This window comes from Dyadobacter sp. CY312 (assembly GCF_021390535.1).
In the GTDB taxonomy this organism is placed as follows: Bacteria; Bacteroidota; Bacteroidia; order Cytophagales; family Spirosomataceae; genus Dyadobacter.
Map to the genome: position 1 here is coordinate 347,375 of NZ_JAJUXG010000001.1, position 13,036 is coordinate 360,410.

Sequence of the window (13,036 nt, forward strand, 5' to 3'; positions counted from 1 at the left end):
TTATTTGCAAATGTTTCAACGGGCTTGGTGTTTGAGCTCTGTTCATAAGAATATAATTTGGGTTTATTCTTGTTTGGTTAAAGCGCGAAGCGTGCGAGGGCAACGGCGAAAAAGCGGGGTGCGCGAGTGACTTGCGTGTCGAAGCTTTTTTTCGCCTTGATTTTTTGCTACTTTTTTATCAAGAAAAAAGTATAGGCACTGGAAGCCCAATAGAATTGGCTATATTCCTCTGTTCAAGCTGTTCAAGGAGCCATAAACTCTTTTAAATCAACTTTAAATACCCCAATTTTAACTTTAAAGAAATCTCCATAAAAAAACACCAACACTCAAACGATGAAATCACTTGCCCTTTTCTCACTGACACTCCTAACAATAGGAGCCTGTAAGCAAAAAACCGAATCTACTGAACAACGCGTTGTGATAACCGGAATAGACTCTACGAAAAAACCGGGAGATGATTTCTTTACTTACGCCAATGGAATCTGGTACGACACCATTAAAATACCGGATAGCCAAACCGGCGTAGGTTCATACTCTTTCCTGAATTACCCACAACGGTTAAGATTACAAGGCATTCTGGACAGCGTTTCGGCAAGTAAAAATACTGCCGGAAGTATTGGACAACAAGTGGGTGATTTCTATGCTTCGGGTATGGACACGAACACCATTAACAAAAGAGGATTCGAACCGATCAAACCGATACTTGCACGCATCGACGAGATCAGCGACGTCAGTTCTCTTTTAAAATTGGTTGTTGAAGAACAAAAAGCGGGCAACAGTACCATCGTAGGTTTTTATGTCGGTCCTGACGACAAACAAAGCACCGTTAATATTGGGCAGTTCTTCCAGACTGGCATTGGACTTCCGGAAAGGGATTACTATTTCAAGGGTGATTCAGCAACGATCAAGATTCAAAAAGCCTACCAAAACTATCTTGCTAAATTGTTTGAACTGACCGGAACAGACGTTACATCAGCACAGAAAAACGCAACGATTAGTTACAGCATTGAAAAGCAACTGGCTTCGGCTCATAGAACCAATGTGGAGTTGAGAGACGTAAAAGCGAATTACAATAAATTAGCTGTCAGTATTTTATCTAAAAAACAGCCCGCGATGAATTGGACCGGATTACTGGCGAACCTTGGTGCAAAAGTCGATTCCGTGAATGTAGGACAACCAGCTTATTACGACAAATTGAATGCAATGTTAAAATCTGTTCCGGTGGCTGACTGGAAAGTATATCTGAAAGCTCATGCACTCACAAACTATTCTAACTTCCTTAGCCAGGAGTTTGTAAATGCGTCTTTCGCTTACTCTAAAATCCTGACCGGGCAAGCTGTAAAACAAACTCGGGCAGAAGAAATGACGCGGGCTGTGGATCAGTCTTTGGGAGAAGCGCTGGCCCAGCTTTATGTGAAAAAGTATTTCCCCGAGTCTGCTAAAAAAAGAATGGCCGTTCTGGTTGACAATCTAAAAAAAGCATTTGAAGCACGTATTGACCGTTTGGATTGGATGAGCGATTCTACGAAAGCAAAAGCCAAGGACAAATTGTATGCCTTCACACAAAAAATTGGTTATCCAGACAAATGGAGAGATTATTCCAAGGTGACAGTAAAGAGAGACACTTATTTTGAGAACCGCTTGTCGGCCAACAAAAACGATTATTTATACAACCTGAACAGGCTGGGCAAACCAGTCGATCGCAATGAGTGGTATACCACGCCTCCGACGGTTACGGCCTATAACAATCCTCCGTTGAATGAAATTGTTTTTCCTGCTGGCATTTTGCAACCGCCTTATTTTGACGTGAATGCGGATGATGCCTTGAATTATGGAGGTATCGGCATGGTTATTGGTCATGAGATCACACATTCATTTGACGATCAGGGTGCCCAGTATGATAAAGTCGGAAACGTAACCGACTGGTGGACGAAGGCGGATTATGCCAAATTCAAAGCAAAAACCCAGCAGGTGATTGACCAGTACAACGCATTTACAGTGCTGGACTCAGTGCATATCAAAGGAGCACTTACCGTTGGAGAAAATACTGCGGACATTGCCGGTGTAGCCATTGCTTACGACGCTTTCAAACTAACCGAGCAGGGTAAAGACACGACGAAACTGGACGGATTTACTTCCGATCAGCGATTTTTCATTTCGATTGCCAGAATATGGCGTGTAAAAACCAGAGATCAATACATGGCCATGTATGTCAACACCAACCCGCATTCACCGGCTAAATGGAGAGTGAATGGCCCATTGATGAACTTTACGCCATTCTACAAAGCATTTAATGTTCAGCCAGGAGATAAAATGTACAAACCGGAAAAGGATAGGATCGTGGTTTGGTAGGGAATAAATCAAGTATGATTTTTAAAAAGCGGGCATCTCAGATTTGATGAGGTGTCCGCTTTTTCGACTCTAACTTCACGTATTTTTACGCATAATTTAATTCATTTTCAAAGTTACATTTGCTCTGTATTCTTGGTCAATAAGGAGGTACAATATTCAGCTTCTGTGAACCAGTCAGCTTTTTGAAAACATGTAATTATTCTTCACGAAAATGAAAACAATTATGTCAGTCAGTCTTGTAAAATATGCATTTCTGTTGTTGCTGGCCTTGGTCATCAATCAGTCTCTGGCACAAGAGGTGATCAAACTACCTTCACAGCCCAAATCTTTTGTTGTAGACAGCCAGGATAATCTGATCGCTCACTTGTATGGGGGAATTATAGTTAAAATCACTCCAACAGGTAAGATGACTTATGTTTCGGAAGACATCCAAAAAGGCTTCAACCGAGCACCATATCCGAAATGTGAGGCAATGGCGATCGATAAAAATGACAACATCTACATCACCGACGGATCGATAATTTGGAAAATGAGCCTGGATGGAAAAATTGCTCACTATGCCGGAATTCCTTTTGATTACACTGTTAAAGACGGTACGCTTAAGACAGCGAAATTCGGAAGCATCGAATTCATGAAAGCCGACGGCGACGGCAATATCTACGTTGGTGAAAGAGATGCCAGCAACAAGGATAACCTGGGCGATTTTTATCTTATTCGAAAAATAAGTGCAGCGGGTGATGTAACAACAATACTGAATACAAGAGAAAATCCGCAGTTTAAGAGCAATTGGATTGCTGGAATAGCAATTGACATGGACCAGAATGTTTATCTGAGCGATGGAGCAGGAAGGTGCATCAAGCGATTATCTCCGGATGGTAAGGTGACCGTGATGGCAGGTTTATGCGGTAAAAGGCAGTTTCATCCTTTTTACATTACGGGCGATATTAGCAAAGCAGAACTTATGTCACCTGAGGATATCGTTATTGATAAAAAAGGAGAAATCATTTTTTCTGACGGGCGTCTGCACCGAATTATTAAAATTGCAGATAAAAAAGTGACCACTATTGCCGGCAACGGAGTCATTCAACCCAATAATGTAAATATGGGTGGCCGGGCAAAAGAAGGTTATAAAGACGGTCCGGCTCTTACGGCGCTCTTCAACTTTCCCTTGGGTTGTGCTCTTACAATAGATAGCAACCAAAACATCTATGTTATTGATGGTGGTAACGACTGCATCCGTAAGCTGACCCCAGCCGGAATAGTGAGTACTGTTGCGAAACGATGAGGTATAAATCATCCTGGTCTGATTCGTTTTATGGCCTCGTTTGTATCCTCGCAAACGAGCAGACCGCATGATATTCGTTTTTTGCCTTCATTTGTGTTTTCACAAACGTACGGCATGCTCGTTTGTGAAGACACAAACGAAGGTGTCAATTCTTCAAAACTCCAATATTCCGTTTTTTAAAAATTAACCATATCTTGCTTCACATAAAGGTCTGGATTTGAAACTGACAGCCATTTTTAAAGACATCTAACTCATTCTCCTATTAAAACTTATGTACGTAAAGCGCTACCTGAATCCCCTGATTGTCTATTTTTATTCGTGGCGAATGGTATTGTTTTCGCTCTGCACCGGAATCACTGCCATTGTGGTTTATGAACATTTAGGTTGGAAGTGGGTTGCAATTCCTTGGTTACCGGTATCACTTGTCGGTACAGCAACTGCGTTTTTTGTTGGTTTTAAAAACAACCAGTCCTACGACAGGAGCTGGGAAGCGCGCAAAATATGGGGCGCTATTACCAATAACAGCCGGTCATTTAGTGCTGCGGTGAGATCGTTCGTAGGTCATGAGCTGGACTTTGAACCGGAAAAACAGGAGGAGATAAACGAAATAATCCGCATTATTATCTACCGTCACATCGGGTGGTTGTACGCTTTGAAATACGCCATGCGGCAACGGACAACATGGGAGCACCGGGACAGGGCCAGTAAAAGGCAGCGGGTTGCAATTCACAAAACACAGGAAACTTTCGAAGATGAGGTGCAGAAATACCTTTCGGAAGGAGAATTGGAATGGGTTAAGACCAAAAGCAACCGCGCTGCGCAAATACTTGACCGCCAGTCGCAGGATATCAAACTTTTAAGGAAAAACGGATTAGTAGATGCATACCAGCATGTGGAATTGCAAAACCTGATCTCCTCATTTTATGATGAACAGGGGAAAAGTGAGCGAATCAAAAACACGCCTTTTCCAAGGCAATATGCCACTACATCAACGCTTTTCATCTTTGTATTTATGACATTGTTGCCATTTGGTCTGTTGCCTCAGTTTGTTGAGTTGGGAGAGCGATATATGTTTTTGCTGATACCTTTCAATATGATCGTCTCATGGGTATTTATGTTCATGGAATACGTTGGAGACATCAGTGAGAATCCTTTTGAAGGGCTGATCAACGACGTTCCTGTCGCGAGTATCGTACGCAATATTGAAATTGACCTTTGCGAAATGCTGGGAGATGAGGTGTTGCCAGAGAAAATTCAGGCATATCAAGGAATGTTATTTTAAGAATTAACGGTTAAATCAGTTTTTCTACGTTGATAGGCAAACTTCGTATCCTTTTGCCGGTTGCGTGAAAAACGGCATTCGCCACCGCGGCAGCAACGCCAACGATTGCGATTTCACCCAAACCCTTAGCACCAATCGGGTTCGCAAGAGTATCAGCTTTGTCGACATACAATACATCAATCTGTGGAATATCGGAGTGGACGGGAATGTGATAACTGGCAAAGTCGCTGGTAACATATCGTCCATAACGGTGGTCCATAACCGATTCTTCCATCAACGCCATGCCTATTCCCCCCACCACGCCTCCGATAGACTGGCTTCTCGCTGTTTTGTAATTAATTATTTTGCCAACATCAGCACAGGTCACCACCCTTTTTACGCGTGTTTCACCTGTTACCAGGCTTACGTGCACTTCCACAAAATGGCAGCCAAAAGAATACATGGAATATTGGTCTCGCTCAGGTCCGGATCTTGATTCTTCGGTAACTTCTAGTTCCGGTAGTTTATGGAATTTTAAGATATCCGCGTAGGAGGCAGTGTCCGAACCCGGCATTGCATCACCTAATTCTGTCAGTTTTTTTTTCAAAGCTTCACAGGCGACATGTACTGCGGCGCCTACACTCGGAATCGTCGACGAACCATTTTGTCCCGGCGCATCGGGCAAGCTGGAATCACCAAGCTCAAATCTGATTTTGTCCGGACTTATCCCCAATACTCTGGCTGCAATACTGGTCATGGCCGTGCCGGTACCAGGACCGATGTCCATGGTTGCACTTTGCACAATCACTGTGCCATTTGCTAGCATAACCACCCTTGCCTTACTCGGATGCCGATGGAAGCCATACAAACTGGATGCCATACCGTAACCTATCAGCATGCCGTCCTTTCTCATTGATCGCACCTCGTGCGACCTGTTCTTCCATCCAAACTTTTCCGCTCCCAATTCGTAACATTCTTTAAGTCCCTTGGCCGACCAGGGAAGATTGCGTTCTAAATCATGGTTAGCGTAATTGCGTAAACGCATTGTCAGCGGATCAATTTTTAAATCAAATGCCAGCTCGTCCAAAGCACATTCCAGTGCGAACATACCGGATGCATCACCCGGGCCGCGCATCCAGGTTGGTGTGTTTGCATCCAGACTGAGCAATCTGTATTTTGTAGATACATTGGGACAGTCATACATAACCCTGGAGGCGAGAATGGTCCTTTCCAGATGTTCCTCATAGGATGAAGTTTGTCCTATACCTTCATGTACAATAGCTGTCAACAGTCCGTCCGAATCCGCACCCATTGAAACTTTCTGAACCGTATAGGGCCGGTAACCGACGGATGAAAACATCAGCTCCCTTCCCAAAACCAGCTTCACAGGTCTGTTCAGCATTTTCGCTGCAAGCACCGCTGCCACAGTATGAGGCCACACACGAATGCCTGAACCGAAAGCCCCGCCAATAAACTGGGCATTTACCTTCACATTTTCCCTCGGGATTTTAAACGCCTGAGCAAGATTGCCCTGAGCAGACTTTACGCCCTGATTTTTGTCGTAAACCGTCAGCTTATCTGCTGCTTCCCACACCGCAATTATGGCATGCGGCTCCATGGGTTGATGGTGTTGAGTCGGAATCGTGTAGGTGGCCTCAATTTTAAACTTTGACTTATCCAGTGCATCTCTATCACCTCTTATGTAATCCTGAAAAGGTGAATTTTTGTTTCTCAGGACACCCGGCGAGATGTACGCTTTTGACAGGTTTTCTTCAAAATTGGTCTGGTGTTTTTCAATATGATATGTCACTTTTACCAGAGATGCCGCATAATTTGCCTGTTCCAAGGTCTCCGCTAAGACCATGGCTATGGGCTGACCACTAAAATAAATAAGACTATCATAAAACACCCTGAATGAAGTTCCCATGCCTGCGCGCTCGGGAGGTTGTTTTGCTGTGCCGTAGCCGGGCACACCAGGCGAGTTTAAGTGACTGACTATGGCCAACACGCCGGAAATTGTTTCGGCCTCCTTTGAATCAATTTGGGTAATATGGCCTTTTGCAATCGTGCTGGTAATGAGCACGGCATGCACCAGATTTGCAAAACTATATTCGGCGGAATATGTTGCGGTACCAGTCACCTTCACGCGTCCATCTACGCGGTCCAGAGAATTATTTTCGGAAGTGGTATCAATCTGCTTTATCATCGTTAATCAGGCAATACCAGCCGCTGTTTTGAGCGATTCATAAATCACGTTTCTGACTAATTTAACCTTGTATGCATTGTGTTTAAATGGTCGTGCTCCTGCAACGGACATATCCGCAGCCTGCTTGAAAAGTGCGTCATTCGCAGGCTGCCCGGTCAGAAATTTCTCAACTGTCGGGAGGCGCCACGGCATGTAAGCCACACCGCCCAGTGATATGCTCGCGGAGCTTATGCTGTTTCCCCTCATATCCAGCGCAACAGCGGCTGAAACGAGAGCAAATGCATAGGAAGCCCTGTCTCTTACCTTTAAATAATGGACATTTTTCCCATAACGGGAATCTGGTATTTCCACAGCGGTGATAAGCTCTCCCTTATCCAAATTTGCAGATAAGTTCGGCCGGTTACCGGGCGCTCGGTACAGCCCCGTGAGCGGAACTTTACGTTCCCCATTCTGCCCGGCAATAACGATTTCCGCGTCAAGGGCAACTAAGGCAACGCTCATGTCGCTCGAATGAACCGCTATACAAGATTGATCAGGATCGCCTTCATCAACTCCAAAAATGGCGTGATGACGGTTGATGCCGTTCACTGCGCTACATCCGGATCCCGGTTGCCGCCTGTTACAAGGAAATGCGGTATCATAAAAATACGGACAACGGGTTTGCTGTAACAAGTTGCCCCCAGTGGTTGCCATATTACGCAGTTGACCGGAAGCGCCTTCATTAATCGCCTGCACAAGCAACGGATGCTGGTCGTTAACCAGCTTGTGACGTGCCACATCGCTGTTTAAGGCCAATGCACCTATCCTTAGAATGCCACGCTTTTGTTCGATTTTTTTAAGGGGCAGATGATTAATGTCGACCAGTTTTTCAGGAAATGCCAGACCTCTTTTCATCAGATCAAGAAGGTTTGTACCTCCTGCAATGAAACTTGCCTGCGGGTGGAAGGATACTGCATCAATAGCCTCCTTCAAATTTTTAGGACGAATGTATAAAAATGGTTTCATACTTTCTGACCACTACTTTTTACATCCAAAATCGCGCTTACAATGTTGGGATATGCCCCGCAGCGGCACAGGTTGCCACTCATATACGAACGTATTTCATCCTCCGATCCCGCGCAGCCCTCACGAATACAGGAAACAGCAGACATAATCTGTCCGGGAGTGCAGTATCCGCATTGAAAACTGTCATGTTTTACAAATGCCTCCTGCATCGGATGCAGGCTTTCCCCCTGATGCAAACCTTCAATAGTGGTAATTTTCTTTCCGTGCTGCATCACTGCCAGGCTCAGACATGAAAGTAACCTTTGACCGTCAATAAAAATGGTGCAGGCACCGCATTGACCAAAGTCGCAACCTTTTTTAGTGCCAGTGAGCAATAGTTTTTCACGTAGCAGATCAAGGGTAGTTGTTCTGGGATCGACAGAAAGCTTTCGTCTTTTCCCATTGATTTGGATTGTTAGCTGTACCTTTTCTTCATCTCCAACAGGTAATTCGTCTTCTTCCTGCCCTGTTGCCTTTAGAAAAGAAATAGGAGTCAGAGTCAGCCCAGCAATAGCCATCGTTTGTTTCAGAAACAAACGTCGATCCTCTAACAGATTGCCAAAGAAGTTTTCATCGGGATATTGGGGAACATTTCCGTGTTCGTCAGCCATAAAGAGTAGAAGTGATGCTACCCTATAAGTTCCGCAGGAAGGAAACTCTACCTATGTGATGGAAGCAAAATTATCTTCGGCAAAAAACTGCTCACTGCTTGCTTGCGTTCTTAGGCATGCGCCGGCACTTTTTCGCTACTATCAGATACTCGCGAATCTGCCTGTTGGATTTGGTCCGTACTTACCAATTCCGGTTTCATGCGGGGAATTTCCCGTTTGCCTCCGATTATCCTTTCCCTGTGTTGCTGACCGAAAGCTCTAAGCGCTTCAATGACATTGTCCAGACATTTGCTATACTCCGTGAGCTCATATATGACCGAGACAGGCACGGTATTGTAAACTTTTCTGGTAACAAATTCATTTTGTTCCAGTTCGCGTAATTCCTTGGATAAAACTTTTGGCGTAATGCCATTCAATTCGCGCTGTATTTCATTAAACCGCCTCGGGCCAGTCAGCAGCGAAACAATCAGCGGAAGTTTCCACTTACCATTTAAAACATATAATGCATCCCGCACTTCCACAATACTTTTATTGCAGGCTTCTTCCGACAATATGATCCTCTCCATGTTCATTCATTTAAATTCAACAGTATCCAATAGCATAGTACTATACTCTGGGATACTAGTATCTTTTTCATATCAAATATAGGTAAATTTGTATTGAAAAAAATGAGCAGATCATGGAAAATATAAATAGGAAAAAACGAAAAGTAAGTGCGCTCTGGTCCGTGGAGTATCATAAAAACACACCGATTCATAAAGCAGGATTACTGCTGGCGCCAGGTAATTGGGAGCGATTTGATCCGTTTCTGCTGATGGCGGAAGACCATATGAAACAAGGCGCATTCGATTATCATCCGCACCGGGGAATTGAAACAGTGAGCTATATGATCGACGGCGAGTTGAAACATATGGATAACAAAGGTGGGAGAGGGGTGCTCTGGAAAGGTGATGTACAATGGATGACGGCTGGAAAAGGTATTTTACATCACGAGGAAGCTCCCGAAAATGGATTTGCGCATCTGTTACAACTTTGGGTGAATTTACCTGCCGAATCCAAAATGGTTGAGCCGCGGTACCAGGATATTCTTGAATCAAAAATGGTGAAACAAGAAGCAGAAGGTGTTACGGTTAAAGTCATATCCGGATCTTCGGGTGAACTGACTGCGGAAACACGAAATTATGTTCCTGTTACGATGGTTGAAATATCTTTGAAGCCCGGTTCCCAGTTTAGCCAGGATCTGCCGCCGGACTACAACGGATTCATTTTTGTGTTAGAGGGAAGTGGAGAATTTGGATCTGACCTAACAGCCGGAAAAGAAAAGCAGGTACTATGGTTGTCGGAAGAGCCTGATGAAGAAAGTGAGATCAACATCCATGCCTTAAATGAACCTTTAAAAGTACTGGTGATTGCGGGGAAAAGACTTCGTGAGTCAGTTGCAGCAAAGGGACCATTTGTGATGAACACGGAGGAGGAAATAAAGCAAGCGTATAAAGATTTCAGAGAAGGGAAATTCGGTGCGTGGAGTGAGGAATAAGAAAGCGTCCCTCAAAAATTACAAAACAGCCACTTAGAAAATATGTTTTGAGTGGCTGTTTTTGATCTCTATTAAAAAGGATTTACAAATTCTCAGTTGTAGTAAGCTGCAAATTCACCCACCTTAATCAATGGTATTTTCGATTTGAAATGTTGATTAATGACTTTAATGATCTCGTTGGCAATAACCGCATGACCTATTGCAGAAGGGTAAATTCCGTCTCCCGAAAAGAAATTCCCACCAGCTTTCCCATCAATTTTATAGCCATCTTCGGTTGTATAATTCCCTGCATATACCTTTTCATACAAGCTTGCAATATCTACCACAATCACGCCACTTTGCTTTGCATCGTTTTTAATTCTCTCATTAAACCCATCAGGTGTCGACCTCACAATTTGCTCTTCAGTGATATTATAGCTTCGATGCGTTTGCCATTTAAAATAGGGGACATGTTTGAAAGCTGGAATCGTAAAAGCAATGCCTTGTGAACCTGCTCGTTGCGCCTCTCGTGCAACTGAAACGGTTAAAGGAGTCGCTTCCGATGAAGCAGCTTGCCAGTCCAGAGAATTAATATCGTTTTTTAAATGCTGTGTTACCCAACTATCAAAAGCGAAACTTGATAGTACAAGGGCTGGTTTTTTCTGATTCAGATTTTCATTAACCCAATCCCAATACGTATCCACGTATTTGTCGGCATTCGGCTTCATTCGCCAGAAAAAGATCATATCGTCAGTCCAGCCTCTACCATCATTATCATAAGTCCAGCCATTTTTCTCCGGTGATAGCGTACCACCAATCCCGCCCTGTGCTAGCCGGGGTTCGGACATGTTATGAATTTCTCCACCGAGATAGGGAACAAGTTCAGGCACATTAGTAAGTTTAACAATCCCCACGTTATTCTTTACCTCCGACCATGTAGGCTCACCGTTTTTATTATTGAGCACAAGATATCCAGTTCCATTGCCATGTTCCTTCTCAAAAAGCGGCGTTTTGAAGTTCTTAATTCCCATTTGATGAGCCACCAGATTTGGAAAAGATTCCTGCTGCGCTGCACGATAAAGCCCGCCATTCATCCATCCGGCTGACAGGCCATCTCCAAAAACCAACATGGGGGATTGATTTCCTGAAATTTTTAAACTGCCAAGATCATAAGGCGCCACATCTTTTTGCAGCCAATTGACGATAGGACTGTCTGCCACTTCACGCACAATGACACCTGTTATCAGATTGGTATCGATCTGTTTTTTCAGAAAAACCGGATTTTTGACAAACTGAGGATTAGTAACTCCTGTCCCGATTGTATCTCCGGACACAACTTTTGGAATCTCTTCAATATCTTTCAATACATCGACCGGCTTTACGCAGGATAGAACAGCAACGGCGAGTAGTAAACTAGTTATAGACGTATTTTGTGAAGGGTTTTTCATCGTTTTAACTGTGATGTGGTTCATAATTACGATGAATGAAAGTTACTATTTATTCTTAAAAAAGCAATATAACAACACATGGTTTTTGATTTTTTTTAGTATGGTAGTATCCATTTGTATAGCACTATGCTTTTGGATACTACTATATTTTTGATACTAAATTGTGGTAATTTTGTAGTGCCAAAAGCTTGGTATAGCATAATGTGTAGTAACGATGTATTATTTGACTTTAACTAGGCGCAGGAATACATATTAAAAAACGAACTATGGAAATAGGAATTGACAGCTTTGCTTCGGCAATGCTAACTACCGAAAACGGAAATGCACTGAGTGCTGTGGACGCAATGAGTGAACTACTCGAAAGAATTGAAGCTGCGGATAAAGCGGGATTGCATGTTTTTGGGATTGGTGAACACCACAAAAAGGAATTTCTGGACGCTGCACCGGCGATAATACTGGCAGCTGCTGCGGCCCGAACAAAAAATATCAAGCTCACCAGTGCTGTTACCGTTTTAAGTGCGGCTGATCCCGTGCGCATCTTTCAGGAGTATGCAACGCTGGATCTGATTTCAAAAGGACGGGCCGAAATGGTTGTAGGGCGAGGTTCATCTGTGGATGCGTTCCCGCTATTTGGCTTCAATCTGAAGGATTATGATCAGCTCTTTATAGAAAAGCTGGAACTGCTGCTGGAACTCCGTGACAAAGAAACCATTACGTGGTCGGGCAAATTCCGTCCTGCTTTACAGAACCAGGCCGTTTACCCAAGACCTGTACAGCAGCAATTGCCTGTTTGGCTGGGAGTGGGCGGCACGCCCGAATCTTTTGTGCGGGCGGGTGAACTTGGTCTGCCGCTGATGGTGGCCGTCATTGGCGGCGAAACACATCGTTTCCGTCCTTTGGTGGATCTTTACAGGAAAGCCGGCGCAAAAGCAGGATATTCACCAGAGCAGCTGAAAGTAGGTTTACATTCATTTGGCTATGTTGCCGATACGACCGATCAGGCCGTTGAAGATTATTATCCAGGTCATGCCGAAATTATCACCAAAATTGGCAAAACACGGGGTTGGGCTCCTGTAACAAGATATGGTTTTGAGGCGCAAAGAAGTCCCGAAGGTGCTTATGTGATCGGCGATCCGGAAGAAGTGGCCGACAAAATAGTCCGTCACAGCGAAGCATTGGGAGGGATTTCAAGGTTTACATTCCAAATGGACAACGCCGGCCTTTCCCATGCGCAATTGCTAAAAACCATTGATTTGATTGGGAGTAAGGTGATACCGTTGGTTAATTCAAAGGGATGATTTTGTGAAACGAAA

Annotated in this window: 10 protein-coding genes; 5 read left to right on the forward strand and 5 right to left on the reverse strand. The window is 44.0% G+C overall.

The genetic code is table 11. The features are described 5' to 3' along the window. Nucleotides 1-333: 333 nt before the first annotated feature. From LZG71_RS01470 to LZG71_RS01480, 3 genes are all read left to right on the forward strand, one after another. The gene (locus tag LZG71_RS01470; RefSeq protein ID WP_233816295.1) at nt 334-2,352 is read left to right on the forward strand and encodes a M13 family metallopeptidase; all 2,019 of its coding nucleotides are present in this window, start codon (nt 334-336) and stop codon (nt 2,350-2,352) included. A gap of 223 nt (nt 2,353-2,575) precedes the next feature. Then, complete coding sequence (locus tag LZG71_RS01475; RefSeq protein WP_233816296.1) at nt 2,576-3,637, forward strand: hypothetical protein; 1,062 nt, start codon at nt 2,576-2,578, stop codon at nt 3,635-3,637. Between the two features lie 271 nt (nt 3,638-3,908). Beyond that, the gene (locus LZG71_RS01480) at nt 3,909-4,919 is read left to right on the forward strand and encodes a bestrophin family protein (protein WP_233816298.1); all 1,011 of its coding nucleotides are present in this window, start codon (nt 3,909-3,911) and stop codon (nt 4,917-4,919) included. Between the two features lie 10 nt (nt 4,920-4,929). Here the strand turns inward: LZG71_RS01480 and LZG71_RS01485 are convergent, their stop codons facing one another. From LZG71_RS01485 to LZG71_RS01500, 4 genes are all read right to left on the reverse strand, one after another. After that, nucleotides 4,930-7,104: a xanthine dehydrogenase family protein molybdopterin-binding subunit gene (locus LZG71_RS01485; protein ID WP_233816300.1), complete on the reverse strand. Its 2,175-nt coding sequence runs from the start codon at nt 7,102-7,104 to the stop codon at nt 4,930-4,932. Between the two features lie 6 nt (nt 7,105-7,110). Next, the gene (locus tag LZG71_RS01490) at nt 7,111-8,109 is read right to left on the reverse strand and encodes a xanthine dehydrogenase family protein subunit M (RefSeq protein ID WP_233816302.1); all 999 of its coding nucleotides are present in this window, start codon (nt 8,107-8,109) and stop codon (nt 7,111-7,113) included. Beyond that, the gene (locus LZG71_RS01495; protein WP_409013597.1) at nt 8,106-8,759 is read right to left on the reverse strand and encodes a (2Fe-2S)-binding protein; all 654 of its coding nucleotides are present in this window, start codon (nt 8,757-8,759) and stop codon (nt 8,106-8,108) included. The genes LZG71_RS01490 and LZG71_RS01495 overlap by 4 nt, the downstream gene beginning before the upstream one ends. Nucleotides 8,760-8,869: 110 nt before the next feature. Then, entirely contained in the window at nt 8,870-9,325 is a 456-nt protein-coding gene (locus tag LZG71_RS01500) for a helix-turn-helix domain-containing protein (RefSeq protein ID WP_310587699.1), read from the reverse strand. 113 nt (nt 9,326-9,438) lie between these two features. Between LZG71_RS01500 and LZG71_RS01505 the strand changes: the two genes are divergently transcribed. Next, nucleotides 9,439-10,296 (forward strand): pirin family protein, encoded by an 858-nt coding sequence (locus LZG71_RS01505; protein WP_233816304.1) that lies wholly within the window; start codon nt 9,439-9,441, stop codon nt 10,294-10,296. Between the two features lie 92 nt (nt 10,297-10,388). On the opposite strand, the gene LZG71_RS01510 is transcribed toward LZG71_RS01505, so the two are convergent. Then, nucleotides 10,389-11,747 (reverse strand): hypothetical protein, encoded by a 1,359-nt coding sequence (locus tag LZG71_RS01510; RefSeq protein ID WP_233816305.1) that lies wholly within the window; start codon nt 11,745-11,747, stop codon nt 10,389-10,391. 242 nt (nt 11,748-11,989) lie between these two features. On the opposite strand from LZG71_RS01510, the gene LZG71_RS01515 reads away from it, so the two are divergent. After that, nucleotides 11,990-13,021: an Atu2307/SP_0267 family LLM class monooxygenase gene (locus LZG71_RS01515; protein WP_233816306.1), complete on the forward strand. Its 1,032-nt coding sequence runs from the start codon at nt 11,990-11,992 to the stop codon at nt 13,019-13,021. Nucleotides 13,022-13,036: the final 15 nt, after the last annotated feature.